The organism is Thermomonas sp., assembly GCF_041919455.1.
Taxonomy (GTDB): Bacteria; Pseudomonadota; Gammaproteobacteria; order Xanthomonadales; family Xanthomonadaceae; genus Thermomonas.
Genome location: NZ_JAYRTQ010000004.1, coordinates 174,301 through 196,079 on the forward strand (window position 1 = coordinate 174,301; position 21,779 = coordinate 196,079).

A 21,779-nucleotide genomic window follows, 5' to 3' on the forward strand; every position below is an offset into this window, starting at 1 on the left:
ATGAGCACGAGCGAGAACTGGATCCAGGTCTGCACCGTCGATGACATCCCGCTGCTGGGCTCGCGCGTGCTGGAGTGCGAGGCCGGCGACAACATCGCCCTGTTCCGCCCGGCGGCCGAGCGCGTGTTCGCCCTGGCCGACCGTTGCCCGCACAAGGGCGGGCCGCTGTCGCAGGGCATCGTCTCCGGGGACACGGTGACCTGCCCGCTGCACGGCTGGAACATCCAGCTGGACAGCGGCCAGGCCTGCGCGCCCGACGTGGGGTGCGCGCGCACCTATCCGGTGCAGGTGCGCGATGGCGAGGTGTGGCTGTTGCTGGTGCAGGTTGATGGGCATGAACGTGCCGGCGCGGCGACGGAGGTAGTCGCCTGATGGACGGTGCCGGGGCGGTGGGCATGCCGGTCGGGCGCCGCACGACGCGATCGACCTGCTGCTACTGCGGCGTCGGTTGCGGCGTGCTGGTGCACAGCGAGCGCGACGCGCATGGCGAGCGCATCACCGGCGTGGAAGGCGACCCCCGGCATCCGGCCAACTTCGGACGCCTGTGCAGCAAGGGGCTGGCGCTGGCCGACAGCGCGCGCAGCCTGCACGGTCGCGTACTGCAGCCGGAGTTGCGTGGTCGCCGGCAGGATGCGCGTCGGCCGGTCGACTGGGCGCTGGCGCTGGACACGGTCGCCGAGCGCCTGTCCCGCATCGTCGAACGCCACGGCCCGGATTCGGTCGCGTTCTACATCTCCGGCCAGTTGCTCACCGAGGACTATTACGTCTTCAACAAGCTGGCCAAGGGCCTGCTGGGCACCAACAACATCGACACCAATTCGCGCCTGTGCATGTCCAGCGCAGTGACTGGCTACAAACTCGCATTCGGTGCCGACGGCCCGCCGACCTGCTACGACGATCTCGAGCACGCGAAGACCGTGTTGTTCGCCGGCAGCAATGCCGCCTATGCGCATCCCGTGCTGTTCCGCCGGCTGGAGGACGCGAAGGCGCGCGATCCGGATGTGCGCTGGATCGTGGTCGACCCGCGCCGCACCGACACCGCCGCGATGGCCGACCTGCACCTGCAACTCCAGCCAGGTACGGACGTCGCGCTGTTCAACGGCATGCTCCACCACCTGCTCTGGGAGGGGCTGGTGGATGCGCAGTTCATCGCCGAGCACACGACCGGGTTTGCCGAACTCAAGCAATTGCTGCGCGACTACACCCCGCGGATGTCGGCGGAGATCTGCGGGATCCCGGTGCAGGACCTGGTCACCGCGGCGGAGTGGTTCGGTCGCAGCCCGGCGGCGCTGTCGCTGTACTGCATGGGCCTGAACCAGTCCGCGCACGGCACCGACAAGAACCTGGCGCTGATCCATCTGCACCTGGCCACGCGCCAGCTTGGCCGGCCGGGTGCGGGTCCGTTCTCGCTGACCGGGCAACCCAATGCGATGGGCGGGCGCGAAGTCGGCGGGATGGCGACGATGCTCGCCGCGCACCGCGAGATCACCGACGACGCGCATCGCGCCGAAGTCGAATCGCTGTGGAAACTCGCATCGGGCAGCCTGTCGCCGAAGCCCGGGCTGGCGGCGGTGGAACTGTTCGAGGCGGTGCGCAGCGGCAAGGTCAAGGCGGTGTGGATCGCATGCACCAACCCGGTCCATTCGATGCCCGACATCGGCCAGGTGCGCGAAGCGCTGCAGCGCGCCGAGTACGTCATCGTGCAGGACGCCTTCGCCGACACCGACACGGTGCCCTACGCCGATGCGCTGCTGCCGGCCGCGACCTGGGGCGAGAAGGACGGCACGGTGACCAATTCCGAGCGCCGCATCTCGCGGGTGCGCGCTGCGGTGCCGGCGCCCGCACAGGCGAAGCCGGACTGGTGGATCGTGCGCGAGGTCGCGCGCCGGATCGAGGCACGGCTGGCCGAACCGGGCGCGGCACCGTTGTTCGAAGCCGATGCGCCATCGCGCATCTTCGACGAACATCGCGCGCTGACCGTCGGCCGCGACCTCGACATCGGCGGACTGGACTACGCGCGACTGGAGGACGCGGGCCCGCAGCAGTGGCCATTCCCCGCCGGCAGCACGCAGGGCCAGGCGCGTCGCTACGTCGATGGCGTGTTCGCGACTGCCGACGGGCGCGCGCGCTTCCATGCCACGCCCTACAAGCCGGTGGCCGAACAGACCTCCGCGCGTTTCCCGCTGCGCCTGCTCACCGGCCGCCTGCGTGACCAGTGGCATGGCATGTCGCGCACGGGTCGGGTGCCTGCGTCGTTCGCGCACAGTCCCGAGCCCGGCCTGCGCATGCATCCGGACGATGCCGCGCGCCGCGGCCTGCGTGCCGGCGAGCTGGTGCGCGTATCCAGCAAGCGCGGTGCACTGGTGCTGCCGCTGGAACCGAACGACGAGGTCAGCTCCGGCACGGTGTTCGCGGCGATGCACTGGAGCGGGCAGCACCTGTCGAGCGGCGGCATCAACGAAGTCAGCCAGCCGGCAGTGGACGCGCGTTCGCGCCAGCCCGAGCTCAAGCACGCGGCGGTGCGGGTGGAGAAGGCGGAATTCGGCTGGTATCTGCTGGCCGCGCGCCGCGGCGACGTGCTGGCCATGCGTGCGGCAGTGCAACCGCTGCTGAAGGACTGCGGCTATGCCGGCGTGTCGTTGCAGGCCGAGGTTGGCGCGGTGGACGGCACCGCGTGGCTGGTCCTCCGCGCGGCCGGGGTCGAGGCGATGCCGCCGGCGTGGCTGGCCGCGCTGGATCTCGCCATGGACCTGGCGTCGGGAACCGACACGCTGGAATACCGCGATGCGCGCCGTGGCCTGCTCAAGCGGGTGGCCTGGCGCAACCAGGGCGCGTCAAGCTTCATCGACGGGCTGCTGTTGACCGATGTGCAGCCGGTCGGCGAATCCCTGCTGCGTACCGCACTGGCGGGTACAGCATGGAACGGTCCGCGGCTGGCCGCGTTCTCGGCGCTGGCCGAGGCCGCGCGCGATCCAGTGGTCTGCGTGTGCCGCCACGTCACCGAGTCGGCGATCCGCGCCGAACTGGACAACGGCGCAGACCTGCCTGCGCTCAAGCAGCGGCTGGGTTGCGGCACGGTCTGCGGTTCCTGCCTGCCGCAACTCAATCGCCTCGCCGCGCTCGTTGCCAGCGCATGACCATGACGGAGATCCCGATGGACGCATCCCTGCACGCAATCGCTGCCACCCGCCGCATCCCGGCGGAGGTTGTCCTGCTCTCCGCAGGTCCCGGCGACCTGGAGCTGCTCACCCTCAAGGCAGTGCGTGCGCTGGATGCCGCCGAGGTATTGCTGCTGGACGAACTGGTCAACCCGGAGATCGTCGAGCTCGCGCCGCAGGCGCGGGTGATCCGCGTCGGCAAGCGAGCTGGTTGCCGTTCAACGCCGCAGGCGTTCATCTGTCGGCTGATGCGCCGCTATGCACTGCAAGGCCTGCGCGTGGTCCGGGTCAAGGGCGGCGATGCACTCATGTTCGGCCGCGCCGGCGAGGAGATCGCGTTCCTGCGAGATGCCGGCGTGCCGGTCCGCATCATCAACGGCATCAGTGCCGCATTTGCCGCAGCGGCATCGCTGGGCGTATCGCTGACCCATCGCGAGCACTGCCACGGCATCACCTTCGTCACCGCACACACCGCCGACCATGGCGAACCGGATTGGCAAGCGCTGGCACGCAGCGGAACTACCCTGGCGATCTACATGGGCATGGGCCGGATCGCCTCGGTCACTGCCGCGCTGTTGCGGCACCTGCCGGCCGGGACACCGGTCGCCATCGTGCAGGCAGCGAGCCTGGCAGGCGAATGCAATGTGGTGTCCACGCTGGGCGACGTGGTCGATGCCGCGTCCAGCCTGCAGGCCGGGCAGCCCGGGGTGATCCTGGTGGGTCCGGCGCTCGGCGAGGCAAGGCCTGCCACGTCGACCGCGCAAGCGACATCGGTCGATGCTCCAGCGCCGAGGACGGCACTCGCTACTTTTGCTTGAACACCACCTTGGTGCTGATCGCGATGGCATCCGGGATCAGCGCGGTATCCGCCCAGTCGCCGCCGCCCACGCCGAACGCCAACCGCTTCACCGTGGCCTTGCCCGCCAGTACCGGTGCGGCACCCGGCGTCCAGGTGAATTCCAGCACCACCGGCTTGCTGATGCCGCGCAAGGTGAGCGTGCCGTCTGCGGCGTAGCGGTTGCCGCCGAGCGCGCGGAATTTCGTCGCGTTGTAGGTGGCACGCGGGAACTTGCCGGCGTCGAAGAACGATGCGCCGCGGAGTTCGCCGTCGTAGTCCGCGTTCGAGGTGGCCGCACTGGCCAGCGGGATCACGACCTGCAACTTCGATGTCGCCAGTTGTTTCGGATCGAAGCGGAATGTCGTGGTGAAGCCCGGGAAACGCCCGGTGAACACGTCGCCCTGGTAGGTGCCGGCAAAGGTGAGGGTGGAGCCCGGCGCCTGCACGTAGTCGGTGGCGAACGCCGGCGCGCAGGGCAGCATCAGGGCAAGCATCAGGGTCTTACGCATCGGGGGGCTCCGGAGTGTGTTCGACGCGCCGCTGGCCACCGGGCAGCATCCGCAAGAGCGTGGCGTCGCGCTGGAACAGGTGGTGGTAGAACGCCGCCGCGGCATGCACCACGACCAGCGTCGCCATCGCCCAGAACAGCCATTCGTGGATGTCCTCGGCCAGTTCGTGCAGGTCGTGGTCCTTGCCGGCGATGGCGGGCAGGTTGACCAGTCCGAACCATTGCAGCGGGTAGCCCGAGGCGGAATTGAGGATCCACCCGCTCAGCGGCATCGCCAGCAACAAGGCGTAGAGCGCGAGATGGGTCAGCGAGGCGATGCGTTCCTGCCAGCGCGGCGTCCCCGGGATCGGGGCGGGCGCACCGGCGTGCAATCGCCATGCGATGCGGATCGCGACGAGGCTCAGGATGGTGATGCCGATCGACTTGTGCAACGCGTAAGTGGCGATCTTGCCGGGGCCGTTCGGCAGGTCGCCCATGGTCAGGCCCAGCCAGCCAATCCAGACCAGCAACAACAATGTGGTCCAGTGCAGCAGCTTGCTGACGCTGCCCCAGTGGTCGCGCGTGTTCTTCAGCGGCATTGGCGGGCCTCGTCGTGGTTCAGTCTTGGGCGGGAACGGAGGGGTCGATCGATGGCGCATCGGGCTGGGCGGGTTGCTCGTCTTCGCCGTCCTGGCGGAACAACTCGGCCTCGATGCGCAGTTCGATGTTGTCGCCGACCAGCGACTGCCAACTCGTCATGCCGTAGTCGCTGCGCTTGAGCGTCGCGGTGGCGGAAAACCCGATCGTGCGGCGGAACGGCGGCAACGGATAGCGGCCGGCCTTGTTCAGCACCACGTCCAGGCACAGTGGCCGGGTGACGCCGTGCAGGGTCAGCTGGCCGCAGGCACGCCCACGGTTGGCCAGCTGGCGTTGCAACCCGTCGGTGGCGACGAAACGCGCCTGCGGATGGCGCTTCACGTCGAGGAAGCGCGGCGCGAACACCGATGCGCTCCAACCGCTGTCGCCCATGTCCAGCCGGTGCATCGGCACGACCACGTCGAGGCGCGCGCTGGACCAGTCCTCGACATCGAAATGCAGGCTGCCTTGGCTACCGGAAATAGTGCCGATCGCCTTGGAAAAGCCGGCGTGGTCGATGGCGAACATCACTCGCGTGTGGACCGGGTCGAACGCGTAGCGCGCCGGCTCCCCGGCCACGGCCGGCAGGCAGGCGAGCAAGGCCAGCAGTGCCGACAGGCGGATGGAGGATGGCGGCTGCCGAAGGTGCATCCGGTGATTCTAGGCCGGTGCGACGCAACCGGGGCGCTTGCGTCCGCAACGAAGCGTTGCCAGCATCGGCACGGGGAGGAATCGACATGCGCCGTATCCGATGGCTGGCGTTGCTGGCACTGCTGGCCTGCGCATGCACGCTGGCCGGTGTGCCCGAGCGCCCGCGTTTTCGCGTGACTGGCCCCGCGCAAGGCCTGCCGTCCACCGAGATCAAGGCACTGGCCCGTGATGCCGACGGCTATCTGTGGATCGCCACCGCGGACGGACTGGCCCGCTACGACGGCATCGACATGCGCGTGTGGCGGCACGATCCGCGAGATCCTGCGGGCCTGCCCGGCAACAATGTGCAAGCGCTGGTCTTCGATGCCCGCAATCGCGCCTGGATCGCCACCGAAGGGGGCGGCATCAGCGTGCTGGATGCGCGGCGCACGCGTTTTACCCATTACCGCATGGATACCCATCCGCAATTGGGTAGCGACGATGTCTGGGCGCTCGCCCGCCAGGGCGACGTGATCTGGGCCGGCACCTACGATGGCGGGCTGACCCGCATCGATGCCAGTGGGAGAATGCTGCGTTACACCCACGCGGTCGATGGCTTGCCATCGAACACCGTGTTGTCGCTTGCAGTCGATGCGGAGGGCGTGTTGTGGGTGGGCACCGACAAGGGGCTTGCCCGACAGCGTAGCGGCGGTTTTGAAACGGTTTCGTTGCCCGATGCTGAAGGCGTGCCGATGGTGTATTCGCTGTCGCCGCAGCTGGACGGGTTGTGGGTCGGCACATCGTCGGGGGTGTGGAGGCACGCGCAACGGCGCTGGTCGCAGCCGGAGTGGTCGTCGATGTTTCATCGTCCGAACGCGATGATGTCGATCGCCACTGACCGCCATGGCGATCACTGGATCGGGACCCAGCGCGAACTCTGGCATCAGAAAGCTCGTGGCGCTCCAGAGCCAGTGCGAACATCAGGTCTCAATACACCAGGCATCATCTATTCGTTGCTCGTAGAAACCGATGGTGCTCTATGGGTGCCATCGGCGGGCCACGGCTTGGGCTACTTGCACGCAGGCTGGCGACAGGCTGCGCGCTTGCAGGGCAAAGGCGATGAGTTGCACGGAGCGATGTATCGCACGATTGGTTTGGCGCTCGAAGGCGGAGCATGGCTGGGGGGTGTGAATGGTGTGGTCGAATATCTGGACAAGGACGGTATTACCCGTCCGCTGGATGACGATGTCCTGCAGCGGCTCCAGACTATCAAGCTCGCCTCGATTGCCGAAGATAAAGCAGGACAGCTTTGGCTTGGTCATCGGAGGGGGCTGATGCGGATCGGTGGCGATGGAGCCGTCGATGAATGGGAGAGTGATGATCCCGTTGCACCAGCACCCCCCACGTACATCGCACAGTTGTCACTGGCCGTGGATGGCACGCTGTGGCTCGCGGCTCCTGCTGGCGGCGTCCAGCAGCGCGACCCCGCCACAGGCCGGATCCTGTTTGAGGTCGCCGCCGGCGATGCCGGTGGGCTGGGTGCCGCCGACATCGACGCGATGGTGATGGCGCCCACGGGAGAGCCTTGGGTGGCCGGCAGCGATGGCGTCGCACGGCTGGATCGGCATGCGGCGCGTTTCGAGCATATCGGATCCCTTGGCTCCGAACGCGTGCATGCGCTGGCGTTCGACGGCCCCGATGTGTTGTGGCTGCAGCGGCTCTCGGGGCTCGAACAGTATCGTCGGAATGGGAAGGGATGGCGGCGCGTCGACCGCATCGACACCCGCCATGGCATGCCCGCGGTCGCGGCTGCTGCCTTGCTCGTCGATGCCCGCCATCGTGTTTGGATCCCCACCAGCCGGGGCCTGTATCGCTGGGAACCGGTGCGTCGCAACCTGCGCGACATGGGCATGCAGGACGGTGCGAGCAGCGAGGAATATCTCGATCGCAGTGCCTTGCTGCGCGAGGACGGCGTGCTGTTGGCCGCCACCGCCGATGGCAGCCTGGTGATGGTCGATACCACCGCGCCGGATCCAGTGCCGACCCGCCCGCCGCTGCATTTCGACGGCCTCGCGGTACGTCGCCATGGCGAGTGGCATGCGTTGCCGATGATCGCTCCGGTCGAGCTTGGCCGGGAGGACCGCGAGCTGCGGATCCGTGCGCGCTTGCTGGCGTTCGACGATCCGCCTGCCAATCGCTACTGGTCGCGGTTGGACGGCTTCGAGCGCGACTGGGTCGCGCTGGGCGCCAGCGGCGAACGCGTGTTCACCGGCCTGGCGCCCGGCCGCTACACCCTGCGCATGCGAGCCCGGGATGCCGCCGGCAACGCGGCGGCGGAACAGCAACTGGTCTTCGTGGTGCCGCCGCCGTGGTGGCGCACCGCGTGGGCGCAAGCAGGCTTCGCGGCACTGCTGTTGCTGGCGTTGTTCACCCTGGCATGGGCCTATCGGCAACGCCTGAAGCGCAAGCACGCATGGCAACTCGCGGAACAGAGGCAGGCCCTGGCCGAGCAGGCGTCCGAGGCGAAGTCGCGCTTCCTCGCGACGCTCGGCCACGAGGTCCGGACGCCAATGACCGGTGTGCTCGGGATGAGCGAACTGCTGCAGGGTACCGCGCTGGACGCGCGCCAACGCAGCCATGTCAACGCGATCCAGCGCGCCGGCGAGCACCTGCTGCGGCTGGTCAACGATGCGCTCGACCTGGCCCGGATCGAGGCCGGCAAGCTGGAGCTTGCGAATGCGGATTTCGCCCTGCGCCCATTGCTGGACGAAGTCGCCGCGCTGATGGCGCCGGTCGCGGAGCGCAAGGGGCTCGCCTTCGTTGACGGCATGTCGACGGATGCGCCAGCGGCCTTGCACGGCGACCGCACCCGCGTGCAGCAGATCCTGTTGAACCTGGTCGGGAATGCGGTGAAGTTCACCGACAGCGGCCACGTCGCCCTCGAAACCTTCGCACTGCTGCCGCATGGCGTGCGCTTCGTGGTGGCCGATACCGGCCCGGGCCTCGATGCCGAACAACAGGCGCGGCTGTTCCGCCGCTTCGAACAGGCCGATGGCATTCGCACCGCGATGCGCTATGGCGGTAGTGGGTTGGGCTTGTCGATCTCGCAGGAACTGGCCGCGGCGATGGGCGGACGGATCGCCATCGACAGCGAACCCGGCGTGGGCACCCGCTTCATCGTCGACCTGCCATTGGCGCATGCCGCTGTCGTCGGGCCCGATGCCCCGTCGGTCGTTGCGCGCAACGATGCGACGATTGCGTTGCGCCTGCTGCTGGTCGAGGACGACGCCATCGTGGCCGAGGCGATCAGTGGGTTGCTGCAGGCGCAGGGCAACGCGGTGACGCATGCCGGCCACGGCCTGGCGGCGCTGGTGGAGGTCGCAACGCATCCGTTCGATGTCGCGCTGCTGGACCTCGACCTGCCCGGCATGGATGGCCTGGCGCTGGCGCGGACGCTGCGTGCGCAAGGGCACGTGTTCCCGCTGCTGGCGCTGACGGCGCGTTCCGATGCCGATGCCGAAGTCCAATCACGGGGGGCCGGCTTCGACGGGTTCCTGCGCAAGCCGGTGACCGGCGCGATGCTGGCGCAGGCGCTGGACGGGTTGATGTCGAAGGAAACCGGGTCGGAGTGACGTTTCGCGACGGGGTATCGCGAACTGTTCCAACGCCATGGGCGCAAGATTGACTCTGACCCCGTTTCCCCGGCGTTTCCCGAGCGCGTTGCCTCAGCGACGGCTGTACGCGTGCACCTCGTCCACCAGCACGGCGACGTGGTCCGGATCCATGTCCGGCGACATGCCGTGGCCAAGGTTGAACACGTGGCCCTCGCGCGAGCCGCCGTTGCCGGTGGCGTAACTATCGAGCGCGCCGCGCACCTGCGCACGGATCGCGTCCGCATTCCCGTACAGCATCGCCGGATCGAGGTTGCCCTGCAGGGCAACGCGGCCATTCGCACGGCGCGCTGCATCTTCCAGCGTCACCGTCCAGTCCACGCCGATGGCGTCGGCGCCGCTGGCGAACAGATCGTCGAGGTGCGGTGCATTGCCCTTGCCGAACAGGATCACCGGCGCGCCAAGATCTTTCAGCGCGCGGGCGATGCGGACGAGGTAGGGCAGCGAGAACTCGCGGTACATCGCAGGCCCCAGGGTGCCGCCCCATGTGTCGAACACCTGCAATGCCTGCGCGCCGGCGGCGTGTTGCGCGGACAGGTAGGCGATCACCGCATCGGTCACCACCGACAGCAATCGGTGCATCGCCGCCGGCTCGTTCAATGCCAGCGCCTTGACCTTGCCCCAGTCCTTGCTGCCGCCGCCTTCGACCATGTAGCAGGCCAGCGTCCACGGGCTGCCGGAGAAGCCGATCAGCGGCACGCTGCCATCAAGCTCGCGGCGGATCGTGCGCACAGCGTCCATCACGTAGCGCAGCTCGGTCTCCATGTCCGGCACCGCGAGGTTGGCGATGTCGGCGGGCGTGCGCAGCGGGCGCTCGAACTTCGGGCCTTCGCCGTCGACGAAAAACAGGCCCAGGCCCATCGCATCGGGCACGGTGAGGATGTCGGAGAACAGGATCGCGGCGTCCAACGGGAACCGGCGCAGTGGCTGCAGGGTGACCTCGCAGGCCAGCTCAGGGTTCTTGGCCATCGCCAGGAAACTGCCCGCGGCCTTGCGGGTCGCGCGATATTCCGGCAGGTAGCGTCCGGCCTGGCGCATCAGCCAGACCGGCGTGCAGTCGACGGGTTCGCGCCGCAGCGCACGCAGAAATCGACTGTCCAGAGCAGGGTCGTTCTTCAAGGTCACGGGGATGATTCCGGTTAGCGGGGTGCGTCCGCGCCCTGCGCGAACATCAGTTGGAAGCCGCGCTTGAGCTGCGCGTCGCGGGCCGATTCCAGTGCGGCCAGCGCGCTGCCCTGGTCGGCGTACTGCTCGCGCTTGAGCGTGCTGCGCCCACCGATCTGGCCGGTTTCGCGCAGCAGGGTCCAGCCGCCGAGCAGGTCGGGTTGGAGTTGCAATTGGACGAAGCGCGGGGCTTCGCGGCCGTCGGGGCGTTGTTGCAGCAGGAGGCGCATGCCGCAATTGTACGGGGAGCCTGTAGCCCCGTAGCCCGGATAAGGCCAAAGGCCGCATCCGGGATGGCCTTCGCGAAGGAACCCCGGATGCGCTGCGCTTATCCGGGCTACAAGTGCCTGCGAATGCCGAGGGGTCATGCCTTGCGGAGTACCTCGAGTACCACGTCCTCCGGCACATCCGCGACCACGCGCGCCGCGCCGGGGCGATCCCAGAGGATGAAGCGCAACCCGCTGGCCTGGGCCTTCTTGTCCAGGCGCATGCGCGCGAGCAGCGCATCGGCATCGAGCCCGGCCGGGATCGCGACCGGCAGGCCGAAGCGCTGCAGCAGCGCCTGCAGGCCATCGGCATCCGCACGCGTGGCCATGTCGAGCGCATGCGACAGGCGCGCTGCAAGCACCATGCCGACCGCCACTGCCTCACCGTGGTTCAGCCCCTCCGCATAGCCCTGTTCGGCCTCGATCGCATGGCCGAAGGTGTGGCCGAAGTTGAGCAGGGCGCGTTCGCCGTGTTCGTACGGATCGCGCTCGGTGATCGCCGCCTTGTGCTCGCAACTGCGGGCGATGGCCTCGGCGAGCAGGGCGTCGTCGCCGGCCAGCAGCCGGTCGCAGTGCGACACCAGCCAGGCCAGGAACGTCGCATCGATGATCGCGCCGTATTTGATGACCTCGGCCAGGCCGGCACGCAGTTCGCGTGGTGGAAGCGTGCGCAAGACCGCTGTGTCGGCGATGACGGCGCGCGGTGGATGGAACGCACCGACCAGGTTCTTGCCTTGCGGGATGTCCACCGCAGTCTTGCCGCCTACCGACGAATCCACCATCGCCAGCAGGGTGGTGGGCACTTGCACGCAGTCGATGCCGCGCATCCAGCAGGCGGCGGCGAACCCGGCCATGTCGCCGACGACGCCGCCGCCCAGCGCGATCACCGTCGCGTCGCGGGTCGCGCCGAGTGCGGCGAGAGCCTCGATCACCGTGCCGAAGTTGGCCAGGGTTTTCTCGGATTCGCCGGCGGCGACGACGTGGCGGGCGATGTGCAGGTCCGGCTTCGCCCGGCGCAACGCGGCTTCGAGCCGGTCGGCGTAGAGCGGTGCCACGTTCGCATCGCTGACCAGGAGTGCGTGGCGGCCACGCAACGTCGTCGCCAGCAGGTCGCCGTCGTCGAGCAGGCCGGGGCCGATGGTGATGCGATAGGGCGCGGCGCCGCCAACGTCGACGGTGCGTGGCGAAACGGTCATTCGCGGGATCCCTCGGCAGTGGCGAGCAGGTCGGCCAGCGCCGCGGCCGCGGCGTCCGGCGACAGCGCGCTGGAATCGAAGAGATGGTGGGCGACGTCGCGATACAGCGGCTCGCGGATCGCCTGAAGGTCGGCCAGTCGGCGTGCGCGATCCGGCGCGTCCAGCAGGGGGCGGCCGGTGTCGCCCGCCAGCCTCGTCAGTTGCGTGGCGGAATCGACTAGCAGGTAGACCACGCGGCCTGCATCGCGCATCGCCATGCGGTTGGTGTCCGCCAGCACCGCGCCGCCGCCGGTGGCGATGACCGCGGGCTCGCCGTCCAGCACCTCGGCCAGTACCCGCGATTCGCGCGCGCGAAAGCCGGCTTCGCCTTCGTTCGCGAAGATGACGGGGATGTCGCAACCGGCGTCTGCCGCGATCCGCGCATCCACGTCCCTGAAGGCCAGCCCCAGCCGCGTCGCCAACGCACGGCCCAGCGTGGTCTTGCCTGACCCCATCGGGCCGACCAGGACGACATGCCGGGAACAGGCGTGGCGGGGAGCAGGGGCGTCGTTGCGCATCGCAACATGCTAGCAGCCGTTACGCGCGCTTAACCGCGGCGGGAGGACGCTGGCCATTCCGGCATCGCCTTGCCGGATCACCAGGAGGAATCGCCATGTCCGTTGCCAAGATCATCGAACTCAACGCCGCCTCGAAGACCAGCATGGAAGATGCGGTCAGGCACGGGCTGCAGAAGTGCGCCGAGTCCGTCAAGAACATCAAGGGCGCGTGGGTCAACGAAATCAAGGTCGTCACCGACGACGACGGCAACGTGCAGGAATGGCGGGTCAACCTGCGGGTGAGTTTCATCGTCAATTAGTCGATCACGGCGCAGGTGCGCCGGCGCGGCATGCGCGCGACAATGCACGCATGACCGACGCATGCCTGGCCGACGCCCTTTCGACCTTCGACGCCCTGTTCGCCGAGGCGCTCGCCGCCGGCGAGCCGGATCGCACCGCCATGACCCTGGCGACTGCGGCAGCCGATGGACGCCCTTCCGCGCGCACCGTGCTGCTGAAGGCGCACGACGCGCGCGGCTTCGTGCTGTACACGCATCTGGACAGGCGCAAGGGTGGGGAGTTGCAGGCCAACCCGCAGGCCGCGCTGCTGTTCCATTGGCCGCGCGTGCGCGATGGCGTGCAGGTGCGGATCGAGGGCGACGTCGAGATCGTCGCCGACGACGAGGCCGATGCGTATTTCGCCAGCCGTCCGCGTGGCAGCCAGATCGGTGCGTGGGCGTCGCTGCAATCGGAAACGCTGGCGTCGCACGCGGTCTTCGATGCGCGCATCGCCCGGTACGAGGCGGAATTCGAAGGTCGCGAGGTACCGCGCCCGCCGCGCTGGGGCGGCTTCCGGGTGGTGCCGCGCGCGATCGAGTTCTGGTACGGCGCGCAATTCCGCCTGCACGAACGCTGGCTGCACGAACGTGGCGAGGATGGGGCTTGGTCGAAGCGGATGCTGTATCCGTGAGCGCATCGACGGTCGGCCCCCGACGCATCGTCTGCCTGACCGAGGAACCCACCGAAGTCCTGTACGCGCTGGGTGAGCAGGACCGCATCGTCGGGATCAGCGGGTTCACCGTGCGTCCCGCCATCGCGCGCAGGGAAAAGCCCAAGGTCAGCGCATTCACCAGCGCCAGGATCGGCGAGATCCTGAAGCTGCAGCCGGACTTCGTGATCGGCTTCTCCGATATCCAGGCCGACATCGCCGCGGAACTGATCCGGCAAGGCGTGGAGGTCTGGATCAGCAACCATCGCAGCGTGCCGGGGATCCTCGACTACATCCGCCGGCTTGGTGCGCTGGTCGGTGCCGCCGATCGCGCGAATGCGTATGCCGATGGCCTGCAACGCGGGCTCGATGCGATCGAACGCGAAGCTGCGCTGTTGCCGCATCGACCCAAGGTGTATTTCGAGGAATGGGACGAGCCGCCGATCACCGGCATCCGCTGGGTCGCGGAACTGGTGCGCCTCGCCGGCGGCGACGATCTCTTCCCGGAACGCGCGCTGGAATCGTTGGCGAAGGCGCGGATCCTGGAGGATGCCGATGAAGTGATCCGCCGCGCGCCGGACATCATCCTGGGCTCGTGGTGCGGGAAGAAATTCCGTCCGGAGAAGGTCGCCGCACGCCCGGGCTGGAACGCGATCCCGGCCGTGCGCGATGGCCAGTTGTTCGAGATCAAGTCGCCGCTGATCCTGCAGCCCGGCCCGGCGGCACTGACCGATGGCGTCAACGAGATCGCCCGGATCATCCGGGCGTGGGGCAGGGAAAAGGGGCCGGAGTGAAGTTTCGCGACCACTTGTTCTGGTCATGCCAGGAAGCAGCGGCGCGAAATTCACTCCGACCCCTTTTCCTCACCTTTTCCTCAACGTGGCTGCAGTTCCGCAGTAGTCGCGATGTCGGCACGTGCCCCGGCGCGGGTCGAGATGAGCTTGAACGTCACGGTTGCAGGTGCACGGGCCTGCACCACGCCCAGGTAGTCGGTCATGCCATCGGTCTGGATCGCGCGCAGTTCCAGCGGTGTCGGTGGATCCGGCAATACCGATGCAGTCGCTGTGAGTTGCAGGTCTCCGGGGCCGATGCCGTTGCCGGCGGCATCGCGCACCGTGACCAGCAACATCACGCCATCGGCGCTGCGATCGATGCCGTAGCGCGCCGCGACCGCGTCGTTGAGGTCAGCCAGCGCCACCGTCGATGTCTGTAGCGTCACGCCGCCGACGGTGGTACTCGCGGTGGCGGTTGCATGGGGCTTGGCGACCGTTGGCGCCTTGTCGCCGCCGCAACCGGCGATCGCGAGCAGCAGGATCAGGGCGAGCGTGCGCATTGGCATCCTCATTCGTGGGCGGCGGACAGTTCGGCACCGCGCACGCGCGCGGCGTGGACCGCATCGGCGACCAGCGTGCGCAGGCCGCCGGCCTCGAACGCCTCGATCGCGGCCTGGGTGGTGCCATTCGGCGAGGTCACCCGGCGGCGCAATTCGGCGGCATCGACATCGGATTCGGTCAGCATCCGCGCGGCACCCAACACGGTTTGCAGGGCCAGCATGCGCGCCGCGTCTGCCGGCAGGCCTTCGCCGATGCCGGCATCGACCATCGCTTCGGCCAGCAGGAACACGTAGGCCGGGCCGCTGCCGGAGATCGCGGTGACCGCGTCCATCTGCGCTTCGTCGTCGATCCATACGGTCTTGCCGGCGGCCGAGAGCAATGTTTCGGCGAACTCGCGGCCCGCCGGATCGACTTGCGTGGTCGCAAACAAGCCAGTGACGCCAGCCCCGAGCAGCGCCGGCGTATTCGGCATCGTGCGCACCACGGCGACATCGCCACCCAGCCAGCGCTCGAGTTGCGCAGCGGTGATGCCGGCGGCGATCGAGACGACGAGCGGCTTCCGTGCCTGTGCCTGCATCGCCAGCGATTCGCAGACCGCGCGCAAGACCTGCGGCTTGGTGGCGAATACCCAGGTGCGTGCGCCTGCAATGGCCTGCGCGCCATCCTCGAACACCGCGATGCCGAAGTCGGCAGCCAACGCGTCGCGCAGCGCCTGCACCGGTTCGGCGACGCGGATCGTGGCCGGATCACGGCCTTGCGCGACAAGTCCGCCGATCAGGCTGCGGGCCATGTTGCCGCCGCCGATGAAGGCGATGGGATCGCTCATGCGTGGTTCTCCGGCTTGGCTGGCCGCGCACCGAACAGTGCGCTGCCGATGCGCACCATCGTCGCACCTTCCTCGATGGCCGGCACGAAGTCCTCGCTCATGCCCATCGACAGCGTGTCGATGCCGGGATGGCGCGACTGCAGCGCGTCGAACAACGCGCGCATCGCGCGGAAGGCATCGCGACGGCGCGCCATGTCCTGGTGCGGCGCGGGGATCGCCATCAGCCCGCGCAGGCGCAGGCGCGGTTCGGCGGCCACGGCATCGGCCAATGCGTCGATGTCCTGGGGTTGGCAGCCGTGCTTGCTCGTTTCATCGTCGACATTGACCTGCAGCAGCACCTCCAGCGGCGGCAGGTCGGCCGGGCGATGGCGGGCGAGGGCCGCGACCAGCTTCGGCCGGTCGACCGATTGCACCCAGTCGAAGGCGCGGGCGGCGACATCGGCCTTGTTCGATTGCAGGTGGCCGATCAGGTGCCACTCCAGGCCGAGGCTGCGCAGCGCCTCGATCTTCGGCAGGGCTTCCTGCACGTAGTTCTCGCCGAATGCGCGCTGGCCGGCTGCGGCCAGGGCGGCGACCTCCGCCGGGCTGCGGGTCTTCGACACCGCCAGCAGGCGCGGCGCCTCTGGCCGGGCGGTCGCGCGGCTTGCGTTGTCCATGGCAAGCAGGATGTCGGCAAGGGCCTTGGGCTCGGGTTGCATGGGGTCATTGTCGGCGACTGCGGGAGGCATATACTGCCCACGGCCCCCTGTCCTGGCGACAGCGGGTTCAAGGGTGCTGCAGGGAGGCTGCACCCGCCAGGTTCCGCCGCGAAAGCGTCGGTACGCTGGCACGCGAGGACGGGCTTGCCCGGGACTCGAAGCGTCGCGACGGGGCGGGATGCCCTGGTGCGGTAACGACGACTTGCGCGGCAGGGGAGATGCCGCGCGCCCTGGGGAGTGTTGCCACCATGGATATCGCTGAGCTTCTGGCATTTTCGGTCAAGAACAAGGCCTCGGACCTGCACCTGTCCGCCGGCCTGCCGCCCATGATCCGCGTCGACGGCGACGTGCGCCGCATCAACATCCCCGCACTCGACCACAAGCAGGTGCATTCGCTGGTCTACGACATCATGTCGGATAAGCAGCGCCGCGATTACGAGGAATTCCTCGAGGTCGACTTCTCCTTCGAGATCCCCGGGCTGGCCCGCTTCCGCGTCAACGCGTTCAACCAGAACCGCGGAGCCGGCGCGGTGTTCCGCACCATTCCCTCGGAAGTGCTGACCCTGGAAGACCTGGGCTGCCCGCGCATCTTCAAGGAACTGATCGACCAGCCGCAGGGCCTCATCCTGGTCACAGGTCCCACCGGTTCCGGCAAGTCGACCACGCTCGCGGCGATGCTCGACCACGTCAACAAGAACGAATACGCGCACATCCTCTCGGTCGAGGATCCAATCGAGTTCGTGCACACCTCGCAGAAGTGCCTGATCAACCAGCGCGAGGTGCACCGCGACACCCACGGGTTCAGCGAGGCGCTGCGCTCGGCGTTGCGCGAAGATCCCGACTACATCCTGGTCGGCGAAATGCGCGACCTGGAAACCATCCGCCTGGCGCTGACCGCGGCGGAAACCGGCCACCTGGTGTTCGGCACCCTGCACACCTCCAGCGCGGCCAAGACCATCGACCGCATCATCGACGTGTTCCCCGCCGGCGAGAAGCCGATGGTGCGCTCGATGCTCTCGGAATCCTTGCGCGCGGTGATCTCGCAGGCGTTGCTGAAGAAGACCGGGGGCGGCCGGACGGCGGCGTGGGAAATCATGGTGGGTACCCCGGCCATCCGCAACCTGATCCGCGAGGACAAGGTGGCGCAGATGTACTCGGCCATCCAGACAGGCCAGAACGTGGGCATGATGACCCTCGACCAGCACCTGCAGGACCTGGTGAAGCGCGGCATGGTCAGCCGCCAGCAGGCCAAGGAGTACGCGAAGGACAAGCGGTTGTTCGAATGAACGACCGTTTGCGCACGGCACACGCGGGACCCCGAATCGGAGCCACGGTATGAGCAGCATCGACTTCACCTCGTTCCTCAAGCTGATGGCGCACCAGAAGGCGTCGGACCTGTTCATCACCGCCGGCATGCCGCCGTCGATGAAGGTCCACGGCAAGATCAGCCCGATCACCCAGGCGCCGCTGACTCCGCAGCAGTCGCGCGACCTGGTGCTGAACGTGATGACGCCGCAGCAGCGCGAGGAGTTCGAGAAGACCCACGAGTGCAACTTCGCGATCGGCGTTTCCGGGGTCGGCCGCTTCCGCGTCAGCTGCTTCTACCAGCGCAACCAGGTCGGCATGGTGCTGCGACGCATCGAGACGCGCATCCCCACGGTGGAAGAGCTGAACCTGCCACCGATCATCAAGACGCTGGCGATGACCAAGCGTGGCCTGATCATCTTCGTCGGCGCCACCGGCACCGGCAAGTCGACCTCGCTGGCGTCGATGATCGGCTACCGCAACCACAATTCGACCGGCCACATCATCACCATCGAGGATCCGATCGAGTTCGTGCACAAGCACGACGGCTGCATCATCACCCAGCGCGAGGTCGGCATCGACACCGACAGCTGGGAAAACGCATTGAAGAACACCCTGCGCCAGGCGCCGGACGTGATCATGATCGGCGAGGTGCGCACCCGCGAGGGCATGGACCACGCGATCGCCTTCGCCGAAACCGGCCACCTGGTGCTCTGCACGCTGCATGCGAATAACGCCAACCAGGCGATGGACCGGATCATCAACTTCTTCCCGGAAGACCGCCGCAACCAGTTGCTGATGGACATGTCCCTCAACCTCAAGGGCGTGGTCGCGCAGCAGCTGATCCCGACCCCGGACGGCAAGGGCCGGCGGGTGGCCATGGAGATCCTGCTGGGCACACCGCTGGTGCAGGACTACATCCGCGACGGCGAGATCCACAAGCTCAAGGACGTGATGAAGGAATCCGTCCAGTTGGGCATGAAGACCTTCGACCAGAGCCTGTTCGAGCTCTACCAGGCCGGCGAGATCAGCTACGAGGACGCGCTGCGCTTCGCCGACTCCTCCAACGAGGTGCGCCTTCGGATCAAGCTGGCGCAGGGCGGCGATGCCCGCACGCTGGCGCAGGGCCTGGACGGGGTGGAGATCGCCGAGCTTCGCTGAGTGCGGCGTCACGCCGGTGGTGTGGCCTGGCGAGTCGCCACGCTACAATGCCGGCATGCATGAACACGGCCACAGCTTCGGCAACAACTTGCTGATCGCGCTGCCGTCCCTGCAGGACTCCGAGTTCGCGCGCAGCGTGACCCTGATCTGCCAGCACGACGGCGACGGCGCGATGGGCGTGGTGGTGAACCGCCCCTCCGAATACACTCTGGGCGACGTGCTCCAGCAGATGGGCATCAGCAGCGAGAGCGAATCGCTGCAATCGCAGATCGTGCTCGCCGGCGGGCCGGTGCATCCGGAGCGCGGCTTCGTCCTGCACGACGGCGACCGCGAATGGGATTCGACCCTGGCGGTAGGCGGTGGGTTGTACCTCACCACCTCGCGCGACGTGCTCGAAGCGCTGGCGCGGGGCGAAGGACCGGGGCAGGCGGTGGTGGCGCTGGGTTGTGCTGGCTGGGGCGCGGGGCAACTGGAGCAGGAGCTGGTCGACGACAGCTGGCTGATGGTGCCGACCCGCCGCGACGTGCTGTTCGACCTGCCGTTGCCGCAACGCTGGCAGGCCGCGGCGGGCAGCATCGGCGTGGACCTGGTCAACGTGGCAGGCCACAGCGGCCACGCATGAGCGATACCGCTGCGCCGCCGGCAATCCGCACGGACGGCACCGTGCTGGGCTTCGATGTCGGTGCTCGGAGGATCGGCGTGGCGGTGGGCAGCGCGTTCGGGAATGGTGCAAGGGCGATCGCAGTCATCGATGTACGCGACGGCATGCCGGACTGGCCGCGCATCGAACGCCTCTACAGGGAATGGCGGCCGGATGGCCTGGTGGTCGGCGACCCGATGACCCTGGACGGCGGCGACCAGCCAATCCGCAAGAGGGCGCGTGGATTCGCCGGTGAGCTGCGCAGCCGGTTGAACGTGCCTGTGGTGATGATCGACGAACGCAACAGTTCGATCGAAGCCGCGCAGCGCTTCGCCGACGCGCGTGCCGATGGCCGCAAGCGTCGCCGCGATGCCGATGCGCTGGATGCGATGGCGGCGGCGATCATCGTCGAACGCTGGCTCGCCGCGCCGCAGGATGCGGTGGCGGTGGCATGACCCGATGAGCACGACACAGAGAGGCGACATGGATCCGCAAACCGATGCCGACGGCCGCCTGCGCCACCTGCTGAGCCTGCGGGGCCTGTCGCGCGCGCAACTCGAGACCTTGCTGCGACGTGCGCAAGGGCTGGCCGCACACGCTTACGGCGGCACCGGCGCGCGGCATGCGCTTGCGGGCAAGGCGGTGTGCACCCTGTTCTTCGAGCCGTCTACCCGCACCCGCTCGAGTTTCTCGCTGGCCGCGCAGCGGCTCGGCGCGGACCTGCTCAACTTCGATGCCTCCACCTCGTCCACGACCAAGGGCGAGGCCGACATAGACACCCTGAAAACGCTGGAAGCGATGGGCGTGCATGCCTTCGTCGTGCGCCACAAGCGCGACGGGGCGGTGGCCGAGCTCGCCGCCGCGGCGAATCCCGGCACGGTGCTGCTGAACGCCGGCGATGGCCGCAGCAACCATCCCACCCAGGGCTTGCTCGACATGCTGACGCTGCGGCAGGCGAAGGGCGACGACTTCTCGCGGCTCAAGGTGCTGGTGGTCGGCGATGTCCGCCATTCGCGGGTCGCGCGCAGTGACCTGCATGCGCTGCGCACCTTGGGCTGCGGCGAAATCCGCGTCTGTGGCCCGACCGCGCTCCTGCCGGATGACGACACCCTGCAGGGCTGCACGGTCGGCGACGACGTCGACGCCATGCTCGATGGCGTGGATGCGGTGATGACCCTGCGCCTGCAGCGCGAACGCATGGTCGAGGGGCTCGTGGCCTCGCTCGACGACTACCACCGCGATTTCGGACTGACCACGGCACGCCTGCTGCGTGCCGCGCCGCATGCGATCGTCATGCATCCGGGGCCGATGAACCGGGGCGTCGAGATCAGCGACGAAGTCGCCGACGGCCCGCAGTCGCGTGTGCTGCGGCAGGTCGCCAACGGCGTGGCGGTGCGGATGGCGGTGCTGGAGGCGCTGCTGTCGGACTGACGCGTATTCCCGTCAGCGCTTCTGCGCGAACAGCCAGGTCCACAGTTCCGGCGTCTGCGAGTACGTCGCATCCCAGCTGTTGTGGTTGGCGTCGGGAAAGATCGTCAGGCGCGCATCGCGCGCGCCGGCCGCCTGCAAGGCGGCATCCATCTGCCGCGAATAGTCGGGCGACACGACATCGTCCAGCGCGCCGTGGAATTGCCAGACGGGCGTGTCCTTGAGTCGTGCGGCCACCGCCGCATAAGGATCGGCGGCACCCGCGATGCCGCTCACGCCCATCGACGGCCGTCGTGGATGCACCACGCCGCCGCAAACAGGCGCCAGCGCGGCGAAGCGTCCCGGCGCGCGCATCGCCATGTCCCACGTGCCATAGCCACCCATCGACAGGCCGGTCAGGTACGTGCGATCCGGGTCGCCATGGAATTCGCGGGTGGCGGCATCCAGGGTGGCGAACACCAGGTCCGCATTGCCCGCCCATTCGGTCTCGTCCGGGGCCTGCGGGAACACCACGATCGCCGGGAAGCGGTCCTGGTGCGCACGCAGGTACGGGCCGATCCCGACCAGCGTCTGCTTGGCGCCGTCGCTGCCGCGCTCGCCCGAGCCGTGCAGGAAGACGATCACCGGTGGCGTGCGCCCGCCCGCGGCGGAGGCCGGCACGAACACTTGGTAGCGACGGGTTTCGCCGGCGATCTCGAGATTGCGTTCGACGAAGCTGCCGGTGCTGCGCGTCGGCGTGCTCATGCAACCGCCAAGCAACAGGACGGCGATGGCGAGCAGCAGGGTCGCGAACGTGGACGGTGGCAGGCGCATTGCA

General features: G+C 68.2%; 23 protein-coding genes. 12 read left to right on the plus strand and 11 right to left on the minus strand.

Annotated features, from left to right (window positions below; all coding sequences use genetic code 11):
* From nirD to cobA, 3 genes are read left to right on the plus strand one after another with little or no spacing between them, the layout of a single operon-like run.
* Positions 1–372: a nitrite reductase small subunit NirD gene (gene nirD, locus ACE3T8_RS03995; protein WP_374606987.1), complete on the plus strand. Its 372-nt coding sequence runs from the start codon at positions 1–3 to the stop codon at positions 370–372.
* Positions 372–3,137, plus strand: a complete 2,766-nt coding sequence (locus ACE3T8_RS04000) for a molybdopterin-dependent oxidoreductase (protein WP_374606988.1) — start codon at positions 372–374, stop codon at positions 3,135–3,137. The genes nirD and ACE3T8_RS04000 overlap by 1 nt, the downstream gene beginning before the upstream one ends.
* Before the next feature lie 17 nt (positions 3,138–3,154).
* Positions 3,155–3,976, plus strand: coding sequence for a uroporphyrinogen-III C-methyltransferase (gene cobA, locus ACE3T8_RS04005; protein ID WP_374606989.1), 822 nt, complete (start codon positions 3,155–3,157; stop codon positions 3,974–3,976).
* On the opposite strand, the gene ACE3T8_RS04010 is transcribed toward cobA, so the two are convergent.
* From ACE3T8_RS04010 to ACE3T8_RS04020, 3 genes are read right to left on the minus strand one after another with little or no spacing between them, the layout of a single operon-like run.
* Positions 3,963–4,505, minus strand: coding sequence for a YceI family protein (locus tag ACE3T8_RS04010; protein ID WP_374606991.1), 543 nt, complete (start codon positions 4,503–4,505; stop codon positions 3,963–3,965). The genes cobA and ACE3T8_RS04010 overlap by 14 nt on opposite strands.
* Positions 4,498–5,082: a cytochrome b gene (locus ACE3T8_RS04015; RefSeq protein WP_374606993.1), complete on the minus strand. Its 585-nt coding sequence runs from the start codon at positions 5,080–5,082 to the stop codon at positions 4,498–4,500. The genes ACE3T8_RS04010 and ACE3T8_RS04015 overlap by 8 nt, the downstream gene beginning before the upstream one ends.
* Positions 5,083–5,101: 19 nt before the next feature.
* Positions 5,102–5,770, minus strand: a complete 669-nt coding sequence (locus tag ACE3T8_RS04020) for a YceI family protein (RefSeq protein WP_374606995.1) — start codon at positions 5,768–5,770, stop codon at positions 5,102–5,104.
* 86 nt (positions 5,771–5,856) lie between these two features.
* Here ACE3T8_RS04020 and ACE3T8_RS04025 point away from each other — a divergent pair, with 86 nt between their 5' ends.
* Entirely contained in the window at positions 5,857–9,381 is a 3,525-nt protein-coding gene (locus ACE3T8_RS04025) for a two-component regulator propeller domain-containing protein (protein ID WP_374606996.1), read from the plus strand.
* Positions 9,382–9,474: 93 nt separating this feature from the next.
* On the opposite strand, the gene hemE is transcribed toward ACE3T8_RS04025, so the two are convergent.
* From hemE to ACE3T8_RS04045, 4 genes are all read right to left on the minus strand, one after another.
* Complete coding sequence (hemE, locus tag ACE3T8_RS04030) at positions 9,475–10,545, minus strand: uroporphyrinogen decarboxylase (protein WP_374606998.1); 1,071 nt, start codon at positions 10,543–10,545, stop codon at positions 9,475–9,477.
* Positions 10,546–10,559: 14 nt separating this feature from the next.
* Positions 10,560–10,814 (minus strand): WGR domain-containing protein, encoded by a 255-nt coding sequence (locus ACE3T8_RS04035; protein ID WP_374607000.1) that lies wholly within the window; start codon positions 10,812–10,814, stop codon positions 10,560–10,562.
* Between the two features lie 134 nt (positions 10,815–10,948).
* Positions 10,949–12,046: a 3-dehydroquinate synthase gene (aroB, locus tag ACE3T8_RS04040; protein ID WP_374607002.1), complete on the minus strand. Its 1,098-nt coding sequence runs from the start codon at positions 12,044–12,046 to the stop codon at positions 10,949–10,951.
* Positions 12,043–12,603, minus strand: a complete 561-nt coding sequence (locus ACE3T8_RS04045) for a shikimate kinase (protein WP_374607003.1) — start codon at positions 12,601–12,603, stop codon at positions 12,043–12,045. Before ACE3T8_RS04045 ends, aroB begins: the two co-directional genes overlap by 4 nt.
* Before the next feature lie 95 nt (positions 12,604–12,698).
* Between ACE3T8_RS04045 and ACE3T8_RS04050 the strand changes: the two genes are divergently transcribed.
* The 3 genes from ACE3T8_RS04050 to ACE3T8_RS04060 are packed head-to-tail and all read left to right on the plus strand — an operon-like array spanning position 12,699 to position 14,364.
* Positions 12,699–12,902 (plus strand): dodecin family protein, encoded by a 204-nt coding sequence (locus tag ACE3T8_RS04050; protein WP_374607004.1) that lies wholly within the window; start codon positions 12,699–12,701, stop codon positions 12,900–12,902.
* A gap of 50 nt (positions 12,903–12,952) precedes the next feature.
* Positions 12,953–13,552, plus strand: coding sequence for a pyridoxamine 5'-phosphate oxidase (pdxH, locus tag ACE3T8_RS04055; protein ID WP_374607006.1), 600 nt, complete (start codon positions 12,953–12,955; stop codon positions 13,550–13,552).
* The gene (locus ACE3T8_RS04060; RefSeq protein WP_374607008.1) at positions 13,549–14,364 is read left to right on the plus strand and encodes a cobalamin-binding protein; all 816 of its coding nucleotides are present in this window, start codon (positions 13,549–13,551) and stop codon (positions 14,362–14,364) included. The genes pdxH and ACE3T8_RS04060 overlap by 4 nt, the downstream gene beginning before the upstream one ends.
* Positions 14,365–14,444: 80 nt before the next feature.
* On the opposite strand, the gene ACE3T8_RS04065 is transcribed toward ACE3T8_RS04060, so the two are convergent.
* The 3 genes from ACE3T8_RS04065 to ACE3T8_RS04075 are packed head-to-tail and all read right to left on the minus strand — an operon-like array spanning position 14,445 to position 16,428.
* The gene (locus tag ACE3T8_RS04065) at positions 14,445–14,903 is read right to left on the minus strand and encodes a DUF4426 domain-containing protein (RefSeq protein WP_374607009.1); all 459 of its coding nucleotides are present in this window, start codon (positions 14,901–14,903) and stop codon (positions 14,445–14,447) included.
* A gap of 8 nt (positions 14,904–14,911) precedes the next feature.
* Entirely contained in the window at positions 14,912–15,730 is an 819-nt protein-coding gene (gene proC, locus ACE3T8_RS04070) for a pyrroline-5-carboxylate reductase (RefSeq protein ID WP_374607011.1), read from the minus strand.
* Positions 15,727–16,428 (minus strand): YggS family pyridoxal phosphate-dependent enzyme, encoded by a 702-nt coding sequence (locus ACE3T8_RS04075; protein ID WP_374607013.1) that lies wholly within the window; start codon positions 16,426–16,428, stop codon positions 15,727–15,729. The genes proC and ACE3T8_RS04075 overlap by 4 nt, the downstream gene beginning before the upstream one ends.
* A gap of 248 nt (positions 16,429–16,676) precedes the next feature.
* Between ACE3T8_RS04075 and ACE3T8_RS04080 the strand changes: the two genes are divergently transcribed.
* Genes ACE3T8_RS04080 through ACE3T8_RS04100 form a run of 5 tightly spaced genes read left to right on the plus strand, consistent with a single transcriptional unit; the run spans position 16,677 to position 20,965 of the window.
* Positions 16,677–17,714 (plus strand): type IV pilus twitching motility protein PilT, encoded by a 1,038-nt coding sequence (locus tag ACE3T8_RS04080; RefSeq protein ID WP_374355571.1) that lies wholly within the window; start codon positions 16,677–16,679, stop codon positions 17,712–17,714.
* Positions 17,715–17,763: 49 nt separating this feature from the next.
* Positions 17,764–18,894: a PilT/PilU family type 4a pilus ATPase gene (locus tag ACE3T8_RS04085; protein ID WP_374607015.1), complete on the plus strand. Its 1,131-nt coding sequence runs from the start codon at positions 17,764–17,766 to the stop codon at positions 18,892–18,894.
* 55 nt (positions 18,895–18,949) lie between these two features.
* Positions 18,950–19,516: a YqgE/AlgH family protein gene (locus tag ACE3T8_RS04090; protein ID WP_374607017.1), complete on the plus strand. Its 567-nt coding sequence runs from the start codon at positions 18,950–18,952 to the stop codon at positions 19,514–19,516.
* Positions 19,513–19,989, plus strand: a complete 477-nt coding sequence (gene ruvX / locus ACE3T8_RS04095) for a Holliday junction resolvase RuvX (protein WP_374607018.1) — start codon at positions 19,513–19,515, stop codon at positions 19,987–19,989. Before ACE3T8_RS04090 ends, ruvX begins: the two co-directional genes overlap by 4 nt.
* Positions 19,990–20,017: 28 nt before the next feature.
* Positions 20,018–20,965: an aspartate carbamoyltransferase catalytic subunit gene (locus ACE3T8_RS04100; protein ID WP_374607020.1), complete on the plus strand. Its 948-nt coding sequence runs from the start codon at positions 20,018–20,020 to the stop codon at positions 20,963–20,965.
* 12 nt (positions 20,966–20,977) lie between these two features.
* On the opposite strand, the gene ACE3T8_RS04105 is transcribed toward ACE3T8_RS04100, so the two are convergent.
* Complete coding sequence (locus ACE3T8_RS04105) at positions 20,978–21,775, minus strand: prolyl oligopeptidase family serine peptidase (RefSeq protein WP_374607022.1); 798 nt, start codon at positions 21,773–21,775, stop codon at positions 20,978–20,980.
* Positions 21,776–21,779: the final 4 nt, after the last annotated feature.